Below are 23,733 nucleotides of genomic sequence, written 5' to 3' on the forward strand. Positions count from 1 at the left end.
TACTATCCGTTTTTCTTTTCTTTCTGTCTTGCAAGGAGCCTGATCATGCGACGCGCTTTCACTCTTTGCAGGTCCTGCCAGGCGTAAACGCTTTCCTGCGCACTTAGCGCATGCTTTGCCCGGCTCCGGCCTGCCTTTCCCTGAATTATTGTTTACCCATCAGGAATTGGTTATGGGCAATTGCATTCGTACTCTATCGGAACGCGTCAACCTTATCGCATCCGATAATCTCTGGATCGAAGGTACTGCGATACAGCAGTTGGAAACTACTGCCAGATTGACTGGTATGGTCCGGGTCTCCGGCATGCCGGACCTTCACCCAGGCCGTGGCTACCCAGTAGGCGCCGCGTTCTTCTCTGAAAATGTTATCTACCCAGCCCTGGTTGGAAATGATATCGGCTGCGGCATGGCGCTCTGGCAGACTGATATCCGAGCTGGCAAGCTGAACCTCGACAAACTCGAACGGCGCCTGGGCAGTATCGACGGGCCACTGGACAGCAGTTGGGCCGAAGACGTAAAGGCCTTTTCGCTTTCCAGGACAGGCCATGAAGCCTCTCTGGGCACGATTGGCGGCGGCAATCACTTTGCCGAGCTTCAAGCCATCGATACCGCTCATGACGAAACGCTGGTCGCTTCACTGGGGCTGGATCGAAAAACCCTGCTTCTGCTTGTGCACAGCGGATCGCGAGGCTATGGCGAGTCGGTTTTGCGCAGGCATGTCGAGGTGTTTGGGCATGCTGGTCTCGACCCTAGATCGCCCGAAGGGCTCGAGTATCTGGCACTGCACGACCAAGGTCTACGCTATGCCGAGGCCAATCGCCAGCTCATCGCCAGACGACTCCTGGCGAATCTGCATGCGGAGGGCCGTCAGGTACTGGATATCAACCACAATCTTGTGTCCTCAGCCACCCTTGACGGTGTGCAGGGCTGGCTGCATCGCAAAGGGGCCACTCCGGCCGACGCGGGACCAGTCATCATTCCGGGCTCTCGTGGGTCCTATAGCTGGCTGGTCAAACCGATTCCTTCGGAAGTCAGTCTATTTTCCCTTGCCCATGGTGCTGGCAGAAAATGGCTCAGGACAGAATGCCGTGATCGGTTATCCAACCGCTTCTCGTTCGATCAGTTGAAGCGCACGTCCTTGGGCAGCCGGGTAATCTGCGAGGACAAGGCGTTGATGTACGAGGAAGCGCCAGAAGCGTACAAGGACATCGACAGCGTCATCGAAACCCTGCAAGGTGCTTCACTGGTCACGGTCATAGCCCGGCTTAAACCGGTGCTGACCTACAAGCGACGGGGGTGCTGCCAGTGAGACTCCTGCAACTCTCATCGGCTCAAGGCCCGGCTGAGTGCGAGCTGGCAGTAACCAAGGCACTTCGTCTCCTGGAGACAGAAGCCGAACGCGAGGGTGTGCTGCTGTCAGTGATTGAACAGACGGATGGCGAGCACCGCGGCACCGTTAGCTCTGCACTTCTGGTATTGGAAGGCGAGCGCAGCGAGCCACTGGCCAGCCGATGGAACGGCAGTCTACTCTGGATATGCCAAAGTCCTTACCGGCCCCAGCATGGCAGAAAGAACTGGTATTTTGGCGCCAGGGTATTTATGCCGCCTGCGTCAGCCCCCCGGGATCGATACGCTTCGAGTACGTGCGGGCCTCAGGGCCCGGCGGTCAGCACGTGAACAAGACGGACTCTGCCGTTCGGGCTACTCATGTGCAGAGCGGGCTTTCGGTCAAGGTGCAAAGCGAGCGCAGCCAGCATGCCAACAAGCGCTTGGCAATGGCATTGATTGAGCAAAAACTTGCGCAGTACGCCGAGGACGCCCAAGCAGCTCAGCGACTGGATAGACGCTTGTTTCACCATGATATTGAGCGCGGTAACCCGGTTCGTACATTTCGCGGAATGCGTTTTACTGAAAAATGAGGTCTTCAGCGGCAAGCGTATAGCTTGCCGCTCTTGTATGAACCCTCAAATCAAACGCTAGCCCGCAACAGAATATCGGACTTTGGCTGAATTTCGCCTCATCCGAACAATGGCCCATCATTATCAGTTAGAGCGCAGAGGGATGCGCTGCTGAAGGGTAACGGCTCAGCAATAGCTCTGATTACACGCGAGAACGCATACAAGAAAAGCGCAAGCCGTTAAGATGGCGCTCTGCTTCATTGTTGGCCTCAAAGGTAATGGCAAGAAAATCATCGAAAACCGCCTCCGGGCCCTCTTCTGGTACTCCCGCCCTGACCTTGATCGATGTCGCCAAGGTGGCGGGTGTCTCACCCATTACGGTTTCCCGAGCACTCCATCGCCCAGAGATCGTAAGCGAGGCCGCCCGGGAAAAGGTCTTGGCCGCCGTCAAAGCTACCGGATATGTCCCCAACATGTTGGCGGGGGGCCTGGCTTCGAATAAAAGTCGGCTGGTTGCCATCTTCCTGCCTACGATTGCACACTCTATTTTTGCCGACACGGTACAGGCCTTGATCGATCAGCTAACCGCATCTGGTTACCAGACGATGATAGGTCTGACCGGCTACTCCCCTGAACAGGAAGAGCAGCTTTTGGCAGCTGTGCTCGGTCGGCGGCCTGACGGGATCGTACTGACTGGCACACTTCATACCGAAGAGAGTCGTGAACGACTGTCCCGCTCCTCCATTCCGGTAGTTGAAGCATGGGAGCTGGGCACCGAGCCCATCGACATGCAAATTGGCTTTTCCCATGAAGCCGTTGGGCGCGCCATGGCCGATTATCTCTATGGCAAAGGGTATCGTCAGTTTGGACTGGTTTCGGTCGACGACATACGAGCTCTAAAGCGTGGACGTGCCCTGCTGGACCAACTGGCGTCGTTAGGCATTACGGATGTACCTGTCGAGATCATGCAAACGCCTGCCACGCTGTTAAGTGGTCGTGAAGGTTTGCGCCAGCTCAAGGGGCGTGGCTCGCTTCCTGAAGTGGTGGTATGCAGTTCCGATACAGTCGCCCAGGGCATTCTGGCAGAAGCGGCCAGTCAGGGGATCAAGGTGCCTGAAGAACTGGCCGTTCTAGGATTTGGCGACCTATCCAGCGCGGCTCATGTATACCCTGCACTCTCGACTGTAAACATTGATGGTGCCCGAATGGGCAAGCTCATTGCGAAGGCCCTGCTGGCGCGCTTTCAAAATCCTGACCAACATACCGAGCCGGTACAGTTGGACACTGGGTTCACAATTGTGGAACGGTCCACAACCTGATTCAACGGCAGGCAGCTATTCGTCAGCCTCTTACACTTTAATGATTGCGCAATCACATCAAGATCGGTTATCAATAGACACAACCGATTGGTGTGATAGTGCCTTCAATGATTGCGCAATCAGACAAGGCACCATCTGATCACTATAAAAAGGACAACAACCGTGAAACATATCGAACCGCGTACTCAGTTACCCCTTCCCTCTCGCTTATTGCCTGTTACCCACTCAGGCGCATAGCTCCAGCTCGCTTCCTTTCTGCCACACCGCTCTACGGGGTGAGGCTAATCATCGACAACAATAAATATCGAGGTGAACGTTATGGGCGATACACGGCAAACCCGGGTCCGCTATCTGATTCTCCTGATGCTGTTCCTGGTAACAACGATCAACTATGCGGATAGAGCCACCATTTCGATTGGCGGCTCCAGTATGCAAAAGGATTTGGGAATCGATGCCGTCACGCTCGGCTATATTTTCTCTGCCTTCGGTTGGGCTTATGTGCTGGGTCAGATCCCCGGGGGCTGGCTACTTGACCGCTTCGGTTCAAAACGCGTTTACGCCACGGGTATTTTCATCTGGTCACTGTTTACTCTGCTTCAGGGCTTTGTTGGCATGATGCCTGTGGCCTGGGCCGTGGTTACGCTGTTCGTTCTACGTTTTCTGGTGGGATTTGCCGAAGCGCCTTCATTTCCGGGTAACGCCCGCATCGTTGCAGCCTGGTTCCCGACCGCAGAGCGCGGTACCGCCTCAGCCGTGTTCAACTCTGCACAATACTTCGCAACGGCATTGTTTGCACCGCTGATGGGCTGGATTGTTTACAGCTTCGGCTGGGAACATGTGTTTGTTGTCATGGGTGTATTGGGCATCATTTTCTCCGGCATCTGGATGAAAACGATCTATAACCCCAAGGATCATCCACGGGCGAATGCGGCGGAAATTGCACACATTGAAAAGAACGGTGGTCTGGTCGACATGGACCAGGCACGTGGCACCAACAACGGCCCTAAATGGCACTACATCAGCCAACTGCTGACCAATCGCATGATGCTGGGTGTTTATCTCGGCCAGTATTGTATCAATGCTATCACCTACTTCTTCCTGACCTGGTTCCCGGTCTATCTTGTCCAAGAGCGTGGGATGACCATCCTAAAGGCTGGTTTCATTGCCTCTTTGCCGGCAATCTGCGGTTTTATCGGAGGTGTACTGGGTGGCATCATTTCCGACTGGCTGCTGCGTCGCGGTAATACACTGACCTTCTCCCGTAAACTGCCGATCGTGTGCGGGCTACTGCTATCCACCTCAATGGTGTTCTGTAACTATGTGGATGCCGAATGGATGGTAGTTGGCTTTATGACGCTGGCTTTCTTCGGAAAGGGATTAGGTGCACTGGGTTGGGCGGTTGTATCGGACACGTCACCCAAGCAGATTGCAGGCCTTTCAGGTGGTCTCTTCAACACGTTCGGTAACATCGCTTCTATTACCACGCCCATTATCATTGGCTACATCATTGCGGTAACGGGCTCGTTCCGCTGGGCGTTGGTGTATGTAGGTGCCAATGCGCTAGTCGCAGTCTTCAGCTACCTGTTCATCGTTGGCAAGATACAGCGTGTCGAACTGCGCGATGAGAATGGCAAGCAATTGGCGGATACGTCGGTTCCTGCACCCGCCTCGGCTTGATCCAACAAGGACCGGCTAATACATCAGCCGGTCCTCCTCCAATCAGATCGCTATACAGGCAAAGGGCGCCGTTGGGCGTCCTTTGCTGTCTTTGTTACTTATGCCGCTTCGTCATTCAACGCAGGACGCGCTTCACTGGCAATGGTAATGCGCTTTGGCTTTGCTTCTTCCGGCACCCGGCGAACCAGATCAATATTGAGCAAGCCATTCCTTAAGCTGGCGCCTTTGACCTCAATGTGCTCATCGAGCCGGAAGGACAGCCTGAAGGCACGCTGGGCAATACCTTGGTGCAGGTAGGTCACACCTTCAGCGGTGTGCTCACGCCGATCGGCACCTATTGTCAGCACACCGCGCTCGACTTGAATATCCAGATCGTCTTCATGCAGGCCCGCTGCTGCAATCACGATGCGATAGTCGTTTTCGCCGTGCTTCTCGACGTTATAAGGCGGATAGCCTGGTACCGAATCACGCAGCGCCGACTCAAATAGATCATTGAAACGATCAAAGCCAACAGTGCTACGGAACAAAGGTGCGAGGGATAAACCAGTCATGATGAATCTCCTGAAGATCAGCAAGTTTCGATAACCCGGGACCCGATTTCGGCATCCCGCATGACCCTACATAAGGATAGTGAAAATACTTTCAAGCGGTCTGCCGACGAACGGAAAGCCCAGTAAGCCTTTGGTTTTCAACTGCTTATTTTTTATCGCCCCATTGATGTCGCAGGTTTCAGCAAGGTCGAGCTACCCTTGGGTTTGCGAAACACCAGGATGTTGCCCAGCAGTACCAGCGCCAGCCCAAACAGTGCAGGCCATGTCCATTGGTATCCTTCCATCCATGCCGAGATGTTAAGGGCAACCACCGGAAACAGGACGGTGCAATAGGCCGCCCGCTCAGCACCCAGACGGCCTACCAGGGTCAGGTAGGCGGTAAATCCGATCACTGAGCCAGGAACGGCCAAATAAACCAGCGAACTGATGTAGCGCGTACTAAGGTCGACTGTAAAAGGCACCCCCTGTACAAGGCAGATCACCAATAGAATCAAGGCGCCGTACAACATGCCCCAGGCATTGCTCGTCAACGGGCGGATACCCACGCGCTGTTGCAGACTCGAAATCATGTTGCCCGCTGAAAAGCACAGTGTTCCTAACAAGGAGAGCCCAAGCCCTAGCCAAGTCTCATGGCTTGCCGTGTGGCTGCCCAGTTCAGGCCAGAACAACAGGGCGAGCCCCAGCAAACCCAATGCGCCCCCGGCCAAAACGTTGGCCGCGATGGTTTGCTTGAACCACAGGCGTGCGTTGAGGGCATTCCAGAGTGTGGCGGTTGAAAACACTACGGCAATCAGCCCACTGGCTATGTACTGGCTGGCTGAGTAAAAGCAGATGAAATTCAGGCAGAACAGGCAAACACCTTGAGCCATGCAGAACAGCTGGCCGCGTTGATTCAATGGCTGTAGGCGGCGCGTCGGTAGCAGGATCAAAAACAGGACCAGCGCTGCAAGGGCGAAGCGATAGGCAATCGAAAGCGGAATGGCTACGGATTCGATCTGAAACTTGATGGCAATCCAGGTGGTGCCCCAGATCAGAACAGTCAACAGATAAAGCGTAAGGTTCATGGTGGTCTCCAGCGGTCAGGAAACCAGTGTGGTGAGTAAGTCCGTTGAAGAGTTGCACATTCTTGCGCTTTTTATTCTGGCATGCGGTTCGCGCCTCTCATAAGCCTTATGATGTGAAACCAGGAGACGTGATCATGCAGCAAGCCGACGACTTTCAAGTGTTTCGTACCTTAGACCAGGCCTCCAACGCACACCGTCTACGTCATACTGCGCTGGGCAATGGCATGGCGTTGGCGCAGTGGTATCGCAGCGATGCCGACGTGCTGGGCTACAGCAGCCCGGATCATCACACTTTGTCGCTCTATCTGGAAGGTGGTTGGCAGACGTTTCGCCTTGACCAGCCGGGCCACTATGGGGCGCCTGACCGATTCTGTGTTCTGCCAGCCGGACACGACTCTGACTGGTCAGTTACGCAAGGGCTGGGTTTCATGCATCTGTACGTCACCCCTGAGCAGTTGATGCTGGAAACCATCCGGGTTCTGGACAAGGAACCCCGGGCGATCCATCTGCAGGAACGCACATACATGGAGGATCCTGCACTCGTTGCCATCTGCCGTGCGCTGGAACGCAGTGACTGGCAGGAACCTGGAGAGCGCCTGCTGTGCTCGAGCCTGGCGCACGAAGCGGTCAGCCATCTGCTGCTCAATGGGTGCGGGCCGCGCCAGGAGGTCCACTGGCGCGGCGGCCTTTCACCCTCAGTCAGACGACGCATCCGCGACTATATTGACACCCACCTGGATAAACCGCTTGAGCTGTCGACACTGGCTGAAGAAGCCGCCTTGTCGACTTTTCACTTCAGCCGCATGTTCACGCTTTCATTCGGTATGCCACCTCACCGCTATGTACTGGCACGACGGCTCGCCAGGGCTCGAGAGCTACTGATCAATACCACGTTGCCGCTTGCCCAGATTACGCTGGACTGCGGCTTTTCCAGCGCCAGTCACCTGAGCCGCCGGTTTGCTCAGGTACATGGCGCAACACCGGGACAATATCGTACTGCCCTCTCACGCACAGGTTGAAGTACTAGAGGTCAGCCGTCCTGCCCAAAGACTGATCTCAAAGCCGCTCTGGCAGGTGGCCTCTCATAAAGAAGCTATGCTTTAAGTAAACCTTGATTGGATCACATCAAATGGATGTACATAATGCTGAAACATCACAGCGTTACGCCCCCATTGCGCTTGTAGCGGAAGACGAAGTCATGCTTCGTGAGCTAATGAGTGATGTGCTACAGAACGAAGGCTTTGAAGTAGCGGCGTTTGGTACGGCTGACGAGGCCCTGAACTTTCTGGAGGGCAAAGCGCTGTTGGTAAGTGTGGTCGTATCGAATGTGAGAATGCCTGGGCATATCAATGGCATCGACTTGGCGCATATCGTTTCAAAACGCTGGCCATTTATTCCGATTGTCTTGACGTCTGGCTATACCGGTCTGGAAATACAACTACCTAAGGATGTGCCTTTTCTACGCAAGCCATGGACAATCGACCAGCTGGCCACTGCTGTCAAAGAGATGAGGCGCTAAGCTAAGCAGCGCTTTCTGATTACAGCCTTTCCTGAATGATGTCAGGCTTCTTCCAGTGCTGAGTACTGTTGGTATCTGACCTCCATCCTGACTAATAGATGATTGATCCTATGCCCCTCGGTTGACGCAACTTCTGCCTGGATCGTCTGAAGCGCTTTACCTACCTAGCTAGCTTTTTAGATAGGTTTCGTTAGTCTGGTCAGCACTGAGTTTTATATGCGCTTCAACAGCCTCAAAAACGGTAAAGCAAGCCGGCAAGCGGCTAACTCTTCGGGTGTAGATTGCTACCTTGGATGCTATGGGCAGCCTGGTAACGCAAGGCATAGGAATAGCCATAGCGCCTGAAGCAACATATCTCTATAGTCAGCTGAAAAGAAGCCCTCAATGGTTAGGCCTGGGCGACCCGGTTATTGTATTTATGTACCTACTGCTTTGATATCCTCTCTCCATACGCAGCCGAGCTGGCGAAGCACATTCTACTGAGCGGTAAGTCTTACCATTGGCCAGTTTGTTACTGGCTAATGGATCTGAGGATAACGCTCAACAATCAAGTTGGGTTATGAACGAAGCCAGTAGGGGCTCAACAATAGCAGCTGCTTTACCTGGCACTTGGGCACCAGACAGGTAACATCCACCAAGCCCTCTTAGCGATTCACGTTGACGACAAGCCGCCCGCGTATCTTGCCCTGAAGCAAATCAGTGGACGCACTAATAGCCTCCCCTAGCGTAATTTCGCGTGTTATTTCAGACAGCATAGATAAATCGAGATCTGTCTGCAGGCGGTTCCAGGCCTCCACACGCCGCTCGTAGACCTGGGTGACGCTATTGATACCTAGCAGACTTACCCCGCGAAGAATGAAAGGCGCTACGGTTGCGGGCAGATCCATACCCTGTGCTAGACCACAGGCGGCTACCGCTCCTTCTGCCCGAGTGGCAGCACAGACATTTGCAAGCGTATGGCTACCCACCGAATCAATAGCTCCAGCCCAACGCTCTTTGGAAAGCGGACGGCCCGGCTCAGACAGTTCGTTGCGGTTGATAACCGATTGGGCGCCAAGCTTTTTAAGGTACTCGGACTCCTCGGGCCTCCCTGTGGCAGCAATGACCGAATAACCGTTACGAGCTAGCAGAGAAACGGCGAAACTACCAACGCCACCATTAGCACCTGTTACCAGGATGTCTCCTTTATCAGGTGTGATTCCATGTCGCTCCAGCGCCATTAGGCAAAGCATGGCAGTGTAACCGGCAGTACCGATTGCCATGGCCTGGTGTTCGTCGAGCCCGGACGGTAGCGGGATCAGCCAATCACCCTGTACGCTGACCTTTTGAGCCAGTCCACCCCAATGGCTTTCACCAACGCCCCATCCATTGAGCAGCACTCGGTCTCCGGCCTTGTACCGTGGATGGGTACTTTCCTCAACGATCCCGGCAAAGTCTATTCCAGGCACCATGGGAAATTTGCGCACTATAGGGCTATTCCCTGTTATAGCCAGTCCGTCCTTGAAGTTCAGCGTGCTATAGGAAACACGCACCGTCACATTCCCTTCAGGAAGCTGGTCTTCGCTCATATCAGCCAGCCGAGCGTTGTAGGTTGATGCATTTTTGTCGATGAGAATTGCTTTAAACATCATGTCTCCTATTTAGACCGATCGTCTTTAATTAGGCAGCAGCAGTTATGCTTTGATGCCATTCAGAAAACCCTCGATAAAACAGTCGAGAGGCTGCACCGTCTGAGACAGTCGTGCACGTAGCACAGCGCCTTCCCAGCCAATCCAGAAGTAAGCAGCCCAATCATCACAATGACATCCAGACCGCAGCTGTCCCCTCTTTGCTGCCTCACGAAGGCAGTCAGCTAAACGCCGTTGCCAATCAAGCAAGGTCGCTTCTAGCTGGGAGCGAAAACTATCCGGCAGAACGAGTACTTCCTGTCCAAGATTGCCAACCAAACAGCCTCGTCGAAACTCGTACCTGGCCATACCGACTTTGGCATCCTCTACAAAGTTCTTTAGCCGCTGTATGGGATCAACGCTTTCATCCAATAACCAGCGGTCAAGCTTACGCGCGAAGTAAGCTGCGTAGCTCCTGAGCACTGCCTGTCCAAAGGCTTCCTTGCTATCGAAATAATGATAAAACGAGCCTTTAGGCACCTGTATTCGTTTAAGGACTAAGTCAATGCCTGTAGCAGCAAAGCCTTGCTCGGTAAAGATTTCCATACCCGCATGGATCAAAGCGTCACGCGTATCGGCGTGCTCTCGGGGAATCTTAGGCGGCCGACCTCGGCGGGCCGGTAAGGTACTGGTAGTCATGCCCCCATATTAGACCGATCGTCTTTAAAGTCAATTTAGACTACTGGGAAATTATTTTGCGCTTATAAATGAGGCAGAAGCCTATTCAATGGCTTTGCATGCTATGGCTGTCCGTGCACCTACATTGTTTTAACTTTATGCATCAGGGATGTACCTAAGACTATAGGGGCCGAGGCTTAGGTATGAAAAACGGCAGGGGCGCGGCGATAAGCATGGCGCTGATAAAGCGTTGTGCTGACGTTGTCAGCAGTCTCAAAGAAAGCAAACTTCTTTAAATCCGAACACATACTTTTATGCCAGCGCGGCAGTTACATAGGCTATTGCCACAAGACGGCTACTTCCTTGGCACAGCTACATTCAAAAAATACACGGCTGACCTGGTACGATCTGTTTAAGCTTTAAAGCCTTAATGTATGGGTACCACAGTCAATATCGAAAGGATGAGCTCATGAGTGCGCGTATCGAGATTGCAATTAACCCAAAAGAAAATGAGCGCTCGGCTATCCTTAAACCCTTACGGGCTCATAATCATTCTAAAGCGGGTGATCCGAAACCAGAGTCAATCGCGCTACTAGTCCGCGATGAGGACACCAATGAAATCATTGGGGGGCTCTATGGGGAAATATACTATCGTTGGCTATTCATCGAGTTGCTAGCCATACCTGAGGAAACAAGGGGCCAAGGCATAGGTTCACGCCTGGTGAACATGGCCGAAGACGTTGCGCGTGAAAGAGGTTGCGTCGGAATCTGGCTCGATACTTTTGACTTTCAGGCACCGGGTTTCTACCAAAAACATGGCTTCACTGAATTTGGTCACCTTGATAGTTTCCCACCAGAGCATACGCGCTTCTTTTTTCAAAAAAGACTGTCCTAACGTGCTCATTTTTTCCTTGAAGCAAGCACACCGAATAAACATCCTGTCCAACCTTGCTGATGGCAAAGTGTCGGTATTGCTGACATTTGCAGCTGTCACTATATTCAAGACATGCATATAACTCAGCTCACCTCGACCGCTACCACCACGACCGCTATAGGCGGGCCGTGCAAGGTGTCGTGAGCAAGAGATAGCGAGCGAATCCAAAGGCCCCGCCAGTGATGGTAGGGGCTTTTTATTTGTCCTTACGTCACTGGCCAACGTAAGGACATAATCCATGCACGCACTCTTGATCCTCGATATGCAGGTAGGCCTGTTTCAAGGTCCAGACAAACCCTGGCTTGGCGATCGTCTACTTTCCACTCTAAATGACCTTATCTATCGAGCTCAAAAAGCGGGCTCTCCCGTTTTCCTTGCGAGGCATACAGGCCCTGCTGGTAGTCCGATTGAACCGGGTAGCCCTTTCACTCAATTGGTAAATGGACTGGCTCTTGAAGGCTCCGAAATTATTTTCGATAAAACCAGACCCAATGCGTTTGCTTTTACCGATCTGGCCGAACAGCTCCGATCAAAAGGCGTTGATACTGTTGTAATTGCGGGCATGAAGACTTAGTACTGTATCGATAGCACCTGCCGCGCAGTACGGGATTTAGGATTCGAGGCTATCCTTATAGGGGATGGACATACCTGCTCAGATACGCCAGTGATGAGCGCTAACGCTATTATTGACCATCATAACGCGACACTCGTGGGTGCCTTTTGCCAGGTCATGAAAGCCACAGAATGCGAGTTCAAATAAGCAATCTGTCCATTTGGATAGGGTTGCAGCGGGTTTATACGGCTCGCTGCAATGCTCCAGTGCCTGTCGTCACTGGGGTATACCGCTGAGGCTGCACACTTGGCTGAGCTGCATTTACGCTAATACCTCTTAAGCGAGGCTGATAGGGCCGCGTACTTTGATGTTCCTCGGAGTGCTTTCTAGAATCTGTTACTTACCGCTTATCCTATAAAAAGGGTATACCCAACTTTTAAGGAACTCCGTACAGCCTTTCCCCTTCCGATCTCTTGAAGGGTGATTGTTCCGATCAGCCAGGCAAGTCCTAACCATTGTGGAGAAAGACATGACAGCTAAAAACGACAATCCAGGTAACTTCGCTAACGATCGTGAGAAAGCCTCTGAAGCAGGCAAGAAAGGCGGTCAAAACAGCGGTGGCAACTTTGCCAATGATCGCGAGAAAGCCTCTGAAGCGGGCAAGAAAGGTGGCGAGCATAGCCATGGCGGCGGTCGTCAGTAAGAGATGACATGAGCGGGGGCATAAGCTCCCGTTCTGTTATGAATCTATCCATCCCCTGCTCTCGGCTCAATAAAGCCTGCCTTTCTTAGTCTTACCGCTTAAATGCCTTTAAAGCCTTTTCCTCTCGCTTTTTTCCGGCAGGGATTTGCTCATGCTGTCTCGCAAGCCGTTATCAGGATCTGAGATGGAAGAAGAGGCTGGGCTTGTATTTGAGCTATTTGGCCGAAATCCGATGTGCATGCTCGCTGAGTTGAGCGTTCGTAAAATGAGCAAGGCTTAGGTTGTTGCGCACGGCAGACTAACTCTCTGGTCCTAACCCTTATGTCCCAGCAAGGAATAAGGCCGATGAAATTGGATGCCGATATACGTAACATCGTAGTGATTGGGGCCTCCGCTGGAGGGGTCCAGGCATTGACCACACTATTCCAGAGTCTTCCTCCTGTCCTTCCTGCCGCGTTCCTGGTAGTTCTTCATATACCCGCTTATGCACCCAGCGTGCTACCCGAGGTTCTTTCTCGCGTGACACAGATGCGGGTTGTGCCTGCCGATGACAGTCAGCCGCTCGAAGCTGGGAGCGTCTATGTGGCTACGTCAGATCGTCACCTGATGCTTGAAGAAGAAGGGCTACGTGTTACCCGAGGCCCGAAGGAATGCCGGGTACGCCCAGCGATAGACGTTCTATTTCGCTCAGCCGCGGTCAGTCATGGTGCACGTGTAATCGGTGTCATTCTTACAGGGGCGCTTGACGATGGAACCGCAGGTCTCTGGGCGATTAAAGACAGAGAGGGCTTGGCTTTGGTACAGGATCCATCCGAGGCGATGCACGAATCAATGCCTGAAAGCGCCATAAAGCATGTGAAGGTTGATTTCATAGGCCCTATCGAGGCACTGGCTCAGCAGATAGTTAGGGCTGTGGGCACGCAGATAGATAGGCAGCATGCCCGTCCCGCCAGGGAAGGACACGTGATTGAGAAGCTGATTGAACTCAAGGGCAACGGCCTCGAAGCGGGTGTAATGTCCCTGGGTGCAGTATCAAAATATACTTGTCCAGAATGTCATGGCGTCCTGGTACAGATCGAAGAAGGTTCTATTATCAGGTTTCGATGTCATACCGGACACGCCTTTTCGATGAAAACGCTCATTGCTGAGGTTAACGAGGCCATTGATAACGGGCTCTGGGACACCCTGCGTGCGGTTGAAGAACGCGTCGTCCTGCTCAGGCAAATGGCCGAGCTTGCAGACCGCGCAGGCTCGCACGATGAGGCTGCGCAGTGCCGCTATCAGGCAGACGAATCGGAGAAGCGGCTACAGCCGCTACGTGAGCTGGTACTGGACTCAGGCTTTTTCGGCCATGACCAGATGGGGTAAAGATAGCAAAACGACTCTGTATAGAGCTGGTCGCATGAAAGCCAAAGCCTGCTTAACGTTATGGGCAGCGATGTACAACGTGCCAAGCCGTCTTTTGGTCAGTGTCAGCTTATGGGGCCTTCAAAATTTCCTTGATTTTGCTGGCAAGTGCTTCGATTGCAAAAGGCTTGGTGATAATTTCCATGTTGGGTGCAAGATAACCGCTCACATTGGAGCCTTCCGCATAACCGGTCGCAAAGAGAACCTTCAGGTTCGGTCGGCTTAGACGGGCAAAGTCAGCAAGCTGACGTCCATTCATGCCTGGTAGCCCTACATCAGAAATCATCAGATCAATACGCTGATCGCTTTCTAAAAGAGGGATAGCCTCTTGAGCATCTGCAGCTTGAAGCGCCCGATAGCCTAACTCATCCAGTACCTCTACGATGAGCGAGCGAACCACTGCCTCATCTTCAATGACCAGTACGATCTCACCACTTCCTAACGGTGCCACCCTGTTTTTCTCTGCTGGCAACGTATTTGCGTCACCTTTATGGCAAGGCATATACAAGTGAACACTGGTTCCATTTCCAGGCTCAGAGAGAATCTGAACGGACCCTTTGGCCTGTTTCAAATAGCCATACACCATGGACAACCCTAGCCCTGTCCCTTGACCGATAGGTTTGGTGGTGTAAAAGGGCTCGAAGACCTTAGCTAACACATCAGGCGCCATTCCCATACCGGTATCCGTTACCGTCAACTGTATGTATTGGCCCTCCTTGAGCTCAGCCCATCTGGCCTCCTGGTCACTCTCTACGTCGAAAGCAGCAGTCGAAATGGTGATAGTGCCGCCGTGCGGCATAGCATCCCGTGCATTAATCACAAGGTTAATCAGGGCGCTCTCGAGTTGATTGGCATCCATGCAGGCCAGAGGAAGGCCTGCGCTTAGCGCTGTTACGACCTTGATATTTTCCCCAGTCGTACGATTAAGCAGGTCCTCTAACGAGGCTACCAGCTGGTTAACGTCAATCGCCTTAAGATCCAGTGTCTGACGCCGAGAAAAAGCCAGGAGGCGCTGAGTGAGCGCTGCCGCCCGTTGGGCCGAAGTTACGGCAGCGTTTATATAGCGCTCATCATCCTTCGAACTGCCGGCACTGTGGCGCCGCTGCATCAGCTCCAGGCTACCAATGATCCCTGTGAGCAGATTATTGAAGTCATGGGCAATACCGCCGGTGAGTTGCCCCACTGCTTCCATTTTTTGGGCCTGATGGAGTGTTTCTTCCACACGGGTACGCTCGGCTACCTCGGAGGCAACACGCGCTTCCAGTGTTTCATTGAGCTCACGCAAGGCGTTCTCAGCGTGCTTTCGAGCACTGATATCCACGCACGTACCTGTTACATACGATGGATTGCCTGCGGCATCCCTGAAAACATTACCTTTACAGACCAGCCATCTTTCGTCCTGGTTACGCTGTAGCCGAAACTCAACTGTAAAATTGCCACCTTGCATACATTGAGCAAAGGATAGGCGTACCTGCGCCTGGTCCTCTGGATGTACATAGCCGAGAAAGCGCTCTATAGCATTATGGGTAAGGGTATCCGGCAGTTTGAACAGCTGTTGCAGCGCGCTATCAAAGTAGAGCCTGTCTTCATCGATATACCAGTCAAAGATACCGGCTTCAGATGCCAGCAGGGCAGCACGAAAACGCTCATCAACAACCTTGAGGTTTGAATTGGAGCGTTGTTGTTCGATAACCTGCTCCGTCACATCCTCGGTCTGATGGATGATGTAGATGACCTCGCCCTTTTCATCCAGCACAGGCGTATTAAGCGGACTCCAGTAGCGTACTTCAAAGCCCCCACCCTGCGCTGCCGGCCGAGGAATATCATACTTGGTGATTGCCATGCGATCAGGCGCTCGGGTCTGTACCACACGCTCTAGCGAGGCGCGTAATACGCCTGCACCAAACTCTGTTCGCTCGTCTGGATTCTTTCCAAACACCTCGAATATCGATCGTCCTATGCAGTCCTCACGCCGCGTATTGGTTCCTCTAAGCCGCCCTTCGTTAGCAGCTAGCATGATGAACTCAGGACCTGTAGACAGGACCAGCACAAGGTGCGGAAGCGCTTCGAATAATGTCTGAAAATTTAGCTCTTGTTTCATCAAGACTCGCACTTGTGTCAGAGATAAGCCAAGTAATGCGCCTGGATTTAGGCATTGCATTAATCAACCCGATGTACCTGGCTGACCTTTAGAACGTTGCTTGCCAGGCCTTTAACTATCGATAGGGAAATCAGCGGTCAGTTCATTCACGCCGATAGCCGCACGAAGGAGCAGACAGGACTAAGGAAGACATGACATCGGCACCTCTTGATGACGGGAGGAGCACCAGGTCTATCGCCACCTGCAAACGTTCCGTTGATAAAGAGCTTGTCATCCAAGATCTCGCCTGTATTGAAATCTCGCTCCTTGCCTTTAAAGAATCGGCTCTCATGGGTCTTAACAAACCTGACTCCGCTGCATCTGCCCCCGTAGGAGCCATTTGGGTTGAAGCCGATGGAGTCGGCCATTGCTATCTTTGTGAACGATTAAGTCCTAGTTATTAGAGAAGAGCAATAGACTTAAGAACAGTTTATTTACCAGCGTAACGGTAAAGATAGCTTAGCCGTTTCTACTAATTAATTAGATCAATCCTTTAGCTGTAAATAGGTCGGCGTTCTCATAGGGTATACCTTAATGCCTGCACCGGAAAAACCATTATAAATAATGGCGTTAGTATCAAGCATTGAGGAAACAGACGTCTAACAAACAAACTATATTTGACTTGTTCTTATAACCGGCGTGTACAAGTTACAAAACTGATGCCACATGAGTGGCATCAGTTTATCGTGTTACTGCTGAATAACGGAAGCAGTATTACCTGTACCGTTTTGCATTACAGTAGCTACGTTATCTGCTCTAAAAGAAGCAATAGACCAACGCTGGGAAACTGCAGCTTCATTGGAAAAACCGATTTGGGCAATACTAGCTTGGCTGTTCCAGGCTAGCTCTTCTTGGTGTATCCGCCCTAAATTGCCGCCACCCTCCTGAACAATATCCGCACTTGAGGCATCACCAGACTGAGCTATATCTACTACGTTGTCATCTCCAATAGAATGACCACTAGCCCTAACAGCACGAGCCCCTTGGTAAATACTCAGCTCGTTATTGTTGCCCTGCTGGGCAAAGCTTGTACTGCTTGATCCACTACCATGATAGATGGTCGCTGTGTTGGCATTGCCTTCTTGCGACAGTGATGTAAATCCAGCCGCATCTCGGCTAGTGCCTCCCTGGTTAACAGTGGCAGCATTTTGATCGCCGTCCTGAGAGACATAGACCGACCCTGGCATGTAACCGCCGCCCTGGTTAACAACAAGTACATTGTCGTCGCCAGTTTGAAAGAGCTGGGCATCTACTGCTGAGCCTTGCTGAACAGTCAGCTGGTTATTGTTACCAACCGTACGCGCTTCCAGGTTACCGCCTGTAAGAGCATCGCGTTGCTCAATGTTATAGATGTTGTTATTACCTTCCTGATATAGCGTGGCGTGATGATAACTGTCCTGGCTCAACGTTAATGTATTCGCTTCGCCGAGCTGCGTAACAGTAGCGCTTTGATCGTCGTACTCCCCACCCTGTTGATAGACAGAGGCCGTATTACCGCTACCGGTCTGGCTGAGGTCTATGGAATTGTTAAACCCTTGCTGAATGGTCTCGGCAACGTTTGCGTTACCGTCCTGAAGGACAGCTGATCGGTTATTGTCGCCCGTCTGATTCTGAGTAGCTTTATTGTTCTCACCACGCTGATCGAGTGTTACCTCGTTGTTGTTCCCATCCTGTAGTTGCGTAGCACTGTTATTAGCTGCGACTGCAGTACCACCCAGTGAAACCAGAACGATAAAGGCGAGAGGTTTGAGCTTGAACATGACAACTTTCCTTGTGAGGCCATAGGGAGTTAGCTAAGTACGAGACAAAGCTAAAAAGCTATAGACCATTTCTGAAAGAAGCGCCAAGTCGTGGTGCGCTGGTAGCCCCTTATGCGTTGCTCATACATAAAGGCCTATACTGCCTTGATTCAATGGCTCCTTCACCTCCATCGCGGCCAAAGACTATAACGGCAGAATCTAAGTTCTAAGTGTAGTCGCTGGGTATACCCTAATGACCCTATAAAAAATCATTGCCAACGAACCACAAGGTAGGTTCTTAGAAAATAGAGGAACTGATAAAGATCTATGGCTGAGCCGATAGCGGCGGCTCATACATGCTGTAAAGCTGATGCCACTTATGTGGCATCAGCTTAGATGTGTTACCGTTGAGTAAGAGAGACTAAATTGCCCATACCCGCTTGCGTAACAACAGTCGTATTTCCTTGGCCGCCTGGGTTGTATTCCTGAGTTTGACTGATGCTAACTCTGTTACCCTCACCGTTTTGTCTGACCGTGGCGGAATGACCTGCTGGGTCAAATGTAAGATGGTCGCTTTGTAACAGAGTAATCTCGTTAGCGCTGCCAAACTGGTTAACATCGGCATAATTATTACTGTCAGCCTGATCGATAGAGAGCAGGTTGCTGTCACCTTCCTGAGCATATGCAACGGTTGAGCCTTCGCCACGGTGATCTATATCGACAGCGTTGTTATTACCGACGGAACGCCCATAAAGCTGGCCACCTATCCCTTGCGAAACAACTGCATTATTGCCGTTGCCTTGCTGACTGAGGTTTGCGGAGTTAAGACCTCCCTGGCTAACTGAAGCCGAGTTAGCATCGCCCTCTTGATAAAGGGCGACACTGTTCTGCCCGTAACGGCCTCCACCATTATTTACATCAGCCAAGTTATTGTTGCCATTTTGACTGATAGTGGAATCTGCTCCACCCGCTCCCCCAAAGCTCTGCCCCAGAGTTATCTGGTTGCCGTCGCCCGTCTGCTCTACCTGCGCGGTTACGTAGTCGGTCTGAGAAACCGTCAACTGATTATTATTACCCGTTGTAGTAGCAGTCAGAATATTGCCGCCATATACGCTTCCCTGATGAATATCATAGGTATTGTTGTTTCCTTCCTGATATAGCGTAGCGTTATTAGTGTAAAAACTCCCTTGCTGCTCAAGCTTTACAGCATTGCTGTCCCCTAATTGAGCTACTGATGCAGTGTGGCCTGCTTGCGGCTCGATATAATCGGGATGCTGATAGATAGAGGCAAAATTCCCATTACCGCTTTGATTAACATTGACCTCACTGCCATAGCCCTCCTGAAGAGTTTCTACGGAATTATTGTTCCCGCTCTGCACAACGGCAGACCGATGTGCATCACCCGTCTGGGTCTGTGTTGCCGTATTGCCTTCCCCGCTCTGTTCGAGCGTGACTTCATTGTTATTTCCATTCTGTGTCTGGGTTGCGGTGTGGCTAGCAGCTAGTGTGGTACCCGAGATAGCGAAAAGGACAGCTAGTGCCAGAGGCTTTAGCATAAACATGAGGTACTTTCCTTGTGAGACCAAAGATTTCGATTCGCTAAGTCGAAAGACGAAGCTAGAAATCTATAGACCAGCCTTATCAGGTCAGCAAATGGATGAATACCCATTCGACTAACGGGCGGTGATGCATGGTCATTACGTGTAGTCGCTGAGGCATACCCCAGCGACTACAGATCTTTAACTGGCTAGCATCCGTTATTGGTTGATTGGACTAGCTAGATTACGATTACTCGCCTTAGGTGCTGTAACGTCATCCTCTTCCTGGGACCAGCTGAGACAAAACTCATGCAAATTGCCAACATACCTTTTGGAACAACTGACTGGTCTACGATTGAGCCGACAACCCATCCTGGCGAAACCGGCTCGGCTTACTGGCGTACCCAAACCTATGGTTCCATCCGAGTACGAATGGTTGAGTATAGTGCTGGCTACCTAGCAGACCATTGGTGCTCGAAAGGTCACATACTGTTTTGTCTTGAAGGTGAACTACAGACTGAGCTTGACGATGGTCGTCAATTCACTCTTAAGCCAGGCATGAGCTATCAGGTCGCAGATAATGCTGAGGCACACCGCTCTTACACGGCTAGCGGAGCAAAGCTCTTCGTGGTCGACTGATGAATGCTCATAAGATGTAACGAAGCCAGGACGATAGCTATTCATCATTAGGGTGTACCCGAGCAGTAACAGCTGCTGGCTATCGTCCAGGTGTAGCAATAAATGGCAGACTGACTTAACGACTACATCGCTTATTTGCAACACCTAACCACTACACTTGATATGCTAAGCAGTTACCTACTCCTGCCTTGGAGCTAGCGCTAATAATCTAGCCGTCAATCGCTCTCAAAAATTGCACCTGCTGTCCTTCACGACTAATTGAGTTGGTGCATCGCAGCCTTTTACATCATGCTTTTCGTACAGATAGCAAAAACTGCCAGAGCATCTAGTGCTCAATAATTAAGATGTGAATACCAATCTGTATAACCAGTACCAGAACAATAAGAAGTGACCATTAAAAGGCACTTCAAGTATTGATAGCGATAAAGACATAACTGAAGCTGTAAGCTATCGACAGAACGGATGACGCATTTAATATCCCCCTCAAGTAATGGTCTGGAAATGACAGGTCCCCATAGCTGCCTGCAAGCAAGAAGCCTTTGTGAAAGGCCTCTTGCTATACACCCCTGTTACTTGAGCCAATCCAGGTTGACGGCATTAGCCATTGCAAGGAAGCCAGTCTCGTTGGGGTGAATATGGTCGCCCGAGTCGAACAAGGGGTTCAATCGGGTCGGTCTTTTCGGGTCACGCATGGTTTTGTCAAAATCGATAACCGCATCATAGGCCCCGCTTTCACGAATCCACTTGTTTACTTCCTGACGCTTGGCCTCGCCCTGCCGGGTGTAATAGCTGCCCCCTTCATACGGTAGAAGCGTGGCACCAATTACCTTTAGACCATGGGTTTTCGCACGGGTAATCAGCTGCTTGTAACCTGCAATGATCTGCTTGGCGCTTACCTTTTCCCGAGAACCGGGCAAATCCGAATAGCCAATGTCGTTGATGCCTTCGAGTAATATCAGATGCGTAACGCCAGGCTGCGCGATGACATCTCGATCGAAGCGTGACAGTGCGCTTGGCCCCACCTGCTCGTGCAGGATGCGGTTGCCGCTAATGCCGAGATTAAGAACACCCTTGGTATTGATATCGGACCGGTTCAGCAGGCGGCGAGCCAGATAGTCAGTCCAACGGTTGTTTGTATCTACCGCGGCATTAAGACCATCTGTAATCGAGTCGCCAAATGCGACAACAGCTGTGGTGTCCTTATGGGTCAGAATATCCACACCCGTTAGGAAGTACCATGAAGTGCTGGTCGACTTTGTTTGTAACGCGCGCGCTTTCGTATGGTTGCCGGAGGTAGAAATATAGTTGGTCTGCTTGCCCAACGTATGTACGGTTTTAGTTTCGGTCTGCTCTGGTAGATAAAGGCTGATAGCCAGATCGGCTTGTGAAGAGAACCGCATGTCTACAGGGTCGCTGTACATCACCGCTCCAGGCGGGATTGTCGTCGAGGATATTCCTCCAAACGTCAAGGGCCGGTCTGTATCGGGGTTAATGGTGTTCTTACCAGCACTCAATGCAACTCGGGCCTCGCCAATCACCAGCGGAGTTTTGCCCAAGGCATTGGATAAGCGAACTCGAAACTTATAGCCTCCAATAGAGGTATGAACGATCTGGCGTATCGTCTGATTGTTCACCCTGACGACAGTCTCTTTCGAGCCGGCAGAAGCACCGTTGGCTTGCGGAGCCGCGGCCCAGCTTCCAACCCAATGAGGACTTTGCGGCTGAGCCGCCAGCGAATAATTACCCGCCATCAGAAGCGCTGCCGCCAGGGTGGACATTGACCACCGTTTTAGGGATTTCCTGTGAGCGGCTGCAAAAATATTAGCGTTATTTTTAGTATGGAATTCAACCACGTTTCGTTTCCTGCTTTTCTATAAACCCGACCAACGCTAGACGCTAAACCCGCTCCTGTCCAAAAACGCGGCTGCGCTTGTTCAATAAAGTAGTGCTATTTCAATAAATTAGCGTCGGTTTACCTGAAGCAGGCAGCTCATGCGGCATAAATAATTAATCCGCTGAGGTACAGGGGTAATCTTGGCGGTGGCAGAAAACAAACATGCGCATAAAGCAATCAGGCAGATACTGCTATATTACCTTTTTTAGCAACATTCTAACATCAATATACATTTATACCTTTGTGTTCTCCTTTAACTTAGTGCTGAGACAAGGACTTATGCAGTAGGACAAATAGGATACTGCTTTAAGGAATACCTTAGTGGAGCGACACCTGATTTAAGGCATTGCTCAAACAGGTCCACTCACGCCAGCAAAACACGCTAAATCGTGCATAAATTCTGACTTAAGAACTATTTATTGCATGTTTATGCATCTTTATGCATGATCAATAGATCAACTGAGTACACGATCATGCCTATTCTTAAAGATATTCTTCCTCATGAACGTCAGTCCGTGATTCTCCAGCGCCTGGATTCTCAAGGGCGGGTCATCGCAGCGGATCTGGCAAAGGAAATGAGCGTTTCTGAAGACTCGATTCGCAGAGATCTACGCGAACTGGCTCAAAGAGGACTATGCCGTCGAGTATATGGGGGCGCTTTGTCTGTTGCCCCTGACCCCGGCCCGTTAAATAAACGTATTCAAAACAGCACACCTATCCTCTCGGTGCTGGCCGAAGCAGCGGCAGCATTGGTCAGTCCAGACCAGACGATTTTTCTGGATGCAGGCTCAACCAACCGGGCAATTGCATTGGCCCTTCCTTCACAGGCCAACCTCACAGTCATCACCAACGCGCCCGCTATTGGCGAAGCACTACTGAGCAAGCCTGGGGTAGAGACGATCCTGATTGGGGGCCGCCTCGACTCAAAAGCTGGTGGCAGTCTGGGGGCAAAAGCACTGAGGGAAATTCAGGCTATTCACGCAGACATTTACTTCATGGGAGCCTGCGCGCTCAGTTTTGAAACGGGCGTGACGGCATTCAACTACGAGGAAGCGGAGCTCAAGCGCGCCCTAGTGAACGCGGCCAACGCCACGGTTATTACCCTGTCTGCCGATAAATTCGACACCCTGGCGCCCTATCAGGTGATTCCCAGCGAGGCGATCGATCATTTGGTGATTGAAACAAACAACCAGGTCGAGCCGCGCCTGAAGGCATTTCGAAAATCAGGCTGCTCGGTACAGACCGTACACACTGAGGAGGCGCTATGAAGATTGCACACGTTGCCCTATGGACACTTGATCTTGAGCGGGCCGCCGATTTCTGGCATCAGACGTTTAGCGCCCGCATCGGTCAGCCTTACCACAGCCAGACCAACAAAGGCTTCATTTCTCGCTTCGTCACTCTAGAGGACGGACCGACTATCGAACTGATGACGCATCCGAGACTGAACCAAGCCACCATCTCTTCAGACACACCTGTAGCAGGCTGGGCCCATATCGCCATCTCGCTGGGATCGGAAGACGCCGTCAGGAAACTTGCTGAGCATATGGACGGCGAACAGGCGCTAGTATCCGCGCCACGCTGGACGGGCGATGGCTTCTTCGAAGCGGTAATCCGGGATCCCGATGGCAATCTAATCGAAATAACGGCCTGATCGTTTGATCTTCTTGGCCGCGCTGCTGAATATCAACAATACCGCTAGCTTGTGGCTTACGCATTCGGCCTCGTTTCTTCAGACAGCGAGGCCGATTTTCAGAGGCCCTCTCAAGAACCTAAGCACCTCAGATATCTCACACCGGGTAGCCTCGATGCTTTACACAGTGGCACGTATCAACTAACAACCATCCTTTGAAAAGCAAAAATAAAAATAGTT

General features: G+C 51.7%; 18 protein-coding genes and 3 pseudogenes. 13 read left to right on the top strand and 8 right to left on the bottom strand.

What is annotated here, in order from left to right:
- The first annotated feature begins 172 nt into the window (after window positions 1-172).
- From JQR86_RS22580 to JQR86_RS22595, 4 genes and pseudogenes are all read left to right on the top strand, one after another.
- Window positions 173-1,309, top strand: coding sequence for an RNA ligase RtcB family protein (locus JQR86_RS22580; RefSeq protein ID WP_434155137.1), 1,137 nt, complete (start codon window positions 173-175; stop codon window positions 1,307-1,309).
- A pseudogene (gene prfH / locus JQR86_RS22585) lies at window positions 1,306-1,919 on the top strand (peptide chain release factor H). The gene JQR86_RS22580 and the pseudogene prfH overlap by 4 nt, the downstream one beginning before the upstream one ends.
- A gap of 257 nt (window positions 1,920-2,176) precedes the next feature.
- Window positions 2,177-3,217 carry a LacI family DNA-binding transcriptional regulator gene (locus JQR86_RS22590; protein WP_312272123.1) on the top strand — a complete coding sequence of 347 codons (1,041 nt, stop codon included), beginning with the start codon at window positions 2,177-2,179 and terminating at the stop codon, window positions 3,215-3,217.
- Between the two features lie 318 nt (window positions 3,218-3,535).
- The gene (locus JQR86_RS22595) at window positions 3,536-4,894 is read left to right on the top strand and encodes an MFS transporter (protein WP_019366131.1); all 1,359 of its coding nucleotides are present in this window, start codon (window positions 3,536-3,538) and stop codon (window positions 4,892-4,894) included.
- A gap of 98 nt (window positions 4,895-4,992) precedes the next feature.
- Here the strand turns inward: JQR86_RS22595 and JQR86_RS22600 are convergent, their stop codons facing one another.
- Window positions 4,993-5,445, bottom strand: a complete 453-nt coding sequence (locus tag JQR86_RS22600; protein WP_434155139.1) for an Hsp20 family protein — start codon at window positions 5,443-5,445, stop codon at window positions 4,993-4,995.
- 152 nt (window positions 5,446-5,597) lie between these two features.
- Entirely contained in the window at window positions 5,598-6,509 is a 912-nt protein-coding gene (locus JQR86_RS22605; RefSeq protein WP_407363572.1) for a DMT family transporter, read from the bottom strand.
- 134 nt (window positions 6,510-6,643) lie between these two features.
- On the opposite strand from JQR86_RS22605, the gene JQR86_RS22610 reads away from it, so the two are divergent.
- Both JQR86_RS22610 and JQR86_RS22615 read left to right on the top strand, forming a co-directional pair.
- Window positions 6,644-7,528, top strand: a complete 885-nt coding sequence (locus JQR86_RS22610; RefSeq protein ID WP_434155140.1) for a helix-turn-helix domain-containing protein — start codon at window positions 6,644-6,646, stop codon at window positions 7,526-7,528.
- A gap of 110 nt (window positions 7,529-7,638) precedes the next feature.
- Window positions 7,639-8,028, top strand: coding sequence for a response regulator (locus JQR86_RS22615; RefSeq protein ID WP_434136512.1), 390 nt, complete (start codon window positions 7,639-7,641; stop codon window positions 8,026-8,028).
- 644 nt (window positions 8,029-8,672) lie between these two features.
- Here the strand turns inward: JQR86_RS22615 and acuI are convergent.
- Both acuI and acuR read right to left on the bottom strand, forming a co-directional pair.
- Window positions 8,673-9,656 (bottom strand): acrylyl-CoA reductase (NADPH), encoded by a 984-nt coding sequence (gene acuI / locus JQR86_RS22620; RefSeq protein WP_434155455.1) that lies wholly within the window; start codon window positions 9,654-9,656, stop codon window positions 8,673-8,675.
- Between the two features lie 45 nt (window positions 9,657-9,701).
- A complete protein-coding gene (gene acuR / locus JQR86_RS22625; RefSeq protein ID WP_434155142.1) occupies window positions 9,702-10,334 on the bottom strand; it encodes an acrylate utilization transcriptional regulator AcuR in 633 nt (210 codons plus the stop codon).
- Window positions 10,335-10,782: 448 nt separating this feature from the next.
- On the opposite strand from acuR, the gene JQR86_RS22630 reads away from it, so the two are divergent.
- The 4 genes and pseudogenes from JQR86_RS22630 to JQR86_RS22645 all read left to right on the top strand — a co-directional run bounded on the left by JQR86_RS22630 (window position 10,783) and on the right by JQR86_RS22645 (window position 13,871).
- A complete protein-coding gene (locus tag JQR86_RS22630; RefSeq protein ID WP_313552252.1) occupies window positions 10,783-11,208 on the top strand; it encodes a GNAT family N-acetyltransferase in 426 nt (141 codons plus the stop codon).
- Window positions 11,209-11,485: 277 nt separating this feature from the next.
- Window positions 11,486-12,007, top strand: a pseudogene (locus JQR86_RS22635) (cysteine hydrolase family protein).
- Window positions 12,008-12,353: 346 nt separating this feature from the next.
- Window positions 12,354-12,503, top strand: a pseudogene (locus JQR86_RS22640) (general stress protein); the annotation flags it as partial.
- Window positions 12,504-12,848: 345 nt separating this feature from the next.
- Window positions 12,849-13,871 (top strand): chemotaxis protein CheB, encoded by a 1,023-nt coding sequence (locus JQR86_RS22645; protein ID WP_434155144.1) that lies wholly within the window; start codon window positions 12,849-12,851, stop codon window positions 13,869-13,871.
- Between the two features lie 109 nt (window positions 13,872-13,980).
- Here the strand turns inward: JQR86_RS22645 and JQR86_RS22650 are convergent, their stop codons facing one another.
- The 3 genes from JQR86_RS22650 to JQR86_RS22660 all read right to left on the bottom strand — a co-directional run bounded on the left by JQR86_RS22650 (window position 13,981) and on the right by JQR86_RS22660 (window position 19,351).
- A complete protein-coding gene (locus tag JQR86_RS22650; protein WP_434155145.1) occupies window positions 13,981-16,011 on the bottom strand; it encodes an ATP-binding protein in 2,031 nt (676 codons plus the stop codon).
- 728 nt (window positions 16,012-16,739) lie between these two features.
- A complete protein-coding gene (locus JQR86_RS22655) occupies window positions 16,740-17,810 on the bottom strand; it encodes a hypothetical protein (protein WP_434155146.1) in 1,071 nt (356 codons plus the stop codon).
- Window positions 17,811-18,190: 380 nt separating this feature from the next.
- Entirely contained in the window at window positions 18,191-19,351 is a 1,161-nt protein-coding gene (locus tag JQR86_RS22660; protein ID WP_434155148.1) for a hypothetical protein, read from the bottom strand.
- A gap of 285 nt (window positions 19,352-19,636) precedes the next feature.
- On the opposite strand from JQR86_RS22660, the gene JQR86_RS22665 reads away from it, so the two are divergent.
- On the top strand, window positions 19,637-19,966 hold the full coding sequence (locus JQR86_RS22665) for a DHCW motif cupin fold protein (RefSeq protein ID WP_019364622.1): 330 nt from the start codon (window positions 19,637-19,639) through the stop codon (window positions 19,964-19,966).
- 569 nt (window positions 19,967-20,535) lie between these two features.
- Here JQR86_RS22665 and JQR86_RS22670 read toward each other — a convergent pair.
- A complete protein-coding gene (locus tag JQR86_RS22670; protein ID WP_434155150.1) occupies window positions 20,536-21,744 on the bottom strand; it encodes an SGNH/GDSL hydrolase family protein in 1,209 nt (402 codons plus the stop codon).
- Between the two features lie 589 nt (window positions 21,745-22,333).
- On the opposite strand from JQR86_RS22670, the gene JQR86_RS22675 reads away from it, so the two are divergent.
- Window positions 22,334-23,128, top strand: a complete 795-nt coding sequence (locus JQR86_RS22675; protein WP_312272537.1) for a DeoR/GlpR family DNA-binding transcription regulator — start codon at window positions 22,334-22,336, stop codon at window positions 23,126-23,128.
- Window positions 23,125-23,514, top strand: coding sequence for a VOC family protein (locus JQR86_RS22680; protein ID WP_312272538.1), 390 nt, complete (start codon window positions 23,125-23,127; stop codon window positions 23,512-23,514). The genes JQR86_RS22675 and JQR86_RS22680 overlap by 4 nt, the downstream gene beginning before the upstream one ends.
- Window positions 23,515-23,733 lie beyond the last annotated feature (219 nt).

Source organism: Pseudomonas sp. JZ134, assembly GCF_051027695.1.
GTDB classification, from domain to species: domain Bacteria; phylum Pseudomonadota; class Gammaproteobacteria; order Pseudomonadales; family Pseudomonadaceae; genus Chryseomonas; species Chryseomonas luteola.

Excerpts from the sequence above, each read along its gene's own strand:
- JQR86_RS22605 (WP_407363572.1), bottom strand. The coding sequence starts at position 6,509 with ATGAACCTTACGCTTTATCTGTTGACTGTTCTGATCTGGGGCACCACC.
- JQR86_RS22615 (WP_434136512.1), top strand. The coding sequence starts at position 7,639 with ATGGATGTACATAATGCTGAAACATCACAGCGTTACGCCCCCATTGCG.
- JQR86_RS22590 (WP_312272123.1), top strand. The coding sequence starts at position 2,177 with ATGGCAAGAAAATCATCGAAAACCGCCTCCGGGCCCTCTTCTGGTACT.
- JQR86_RS22680 (WP_312272538.1), top strand. The coding sequence starts at position 23,125 with ATGAAGATTGCACACGTTGCCCTATGGACACTTGATCTTGAGCGGGCC.
- JQR86_RS22660 (WP_434155148.1), bottom strand. The coding sequence starts at position 19,351 with ATGTTTATGCTAAAGCCTCTGGCACTAGCTGTCCTTTTCGCTATCTCG.
- JQR86_RS22600 (WP_434155139.1), bottom strand. The coding sequence starts at position 5,445 with ATGACTGGTTTATCCCTCGCACCTTTGTTCCGTAGCACTGTTGGCTTT.
- JQR86_RS22670 (WP_434155150.1), bottom strand. The coding sequence starts at position 21,744 with ATGTCCACCCTGGCGGCAGCGCTTCTGATGGCGGGTAATTATTCGCTG.
- acuR (WP_434155142.1), bottom strand. The coding sequence starts at position 10,334 with ATGACTACCAGTACCTTACCGGCCCGCCGAGGTCGGCCGCCTAAGATT.
- JQR86_RS22655 (WP_434155146.1), bottom strand. The coding sequence starts at position 17,810 with ATGTTCAAGCTCAAACCTCTCGCCTTTATCGTTCTGGTTTCACTGGGT.
- JQR86_RS22675 (WP_312272537.1), top strand. The coding sequence starts at position 22,334 with ATGCCTATTCTTAAAGATATTCTTCCTCATGAACGTCAGTCCGTGATT.
- JQR86_RS22595 (WP_019366131.1), top strand. The coding sequence starts at position 3,536 with ATGGGCGATACACGGCAAACCCGGGTCCGCTATCTGATTCTCCTGATG.
- JQR86_RS22630 (WP_313552252.1), top strand. The coding sequence starts at position 10,783 with ATGAGTGCGCGTATCGAGATTGCAATTAACCCAAAAGAAAATGAGCGC.
- JQR86_RS22665 (WP_019364622.1), top strand. The coding sequence starts at position 19,637 with ATGCAAATTGCCAACATACCTTTTGGAACAACTGACTGGTCTACGATT.
- JQR86_RS22650 (WP_434155145.1), bottom strand. The coding sequence starts at position 16,011 with ATGAAACAAGAGCTAAATTTTCAGACATTATTCGAAGCGCTTCCGCAC.
- JQR86_RS22610 (WP_434155140.1), top strand. The coding sequence starts at position 6,644 with ATGCAGCAAGCCGACGACTTTCAAGTGTTTCGTACCTTAGACCAGGCC.
- JQR86_RS22645 (WP_434155144.1), top strand. The coding sequence starts at position 12,849 with ATGAAATTGGATGCCGATATACGTAACATCGTAGTGATTGGGGCCTCC.
- acuI (WP_434155455.1), bottom strand. The coding sequence starts at position 9,656 with ATGTTTAAAGCAATTCTCATCGACAAAAATGCATCAACCTACAACGCT.
- JQR86_RS22580 (WP_434155137.1), top strand. The coding sequence starts at position 173 with ATGGGCAATTGCATTCGTACTCTATCGGAACGCGTCAACCTTATCGCA.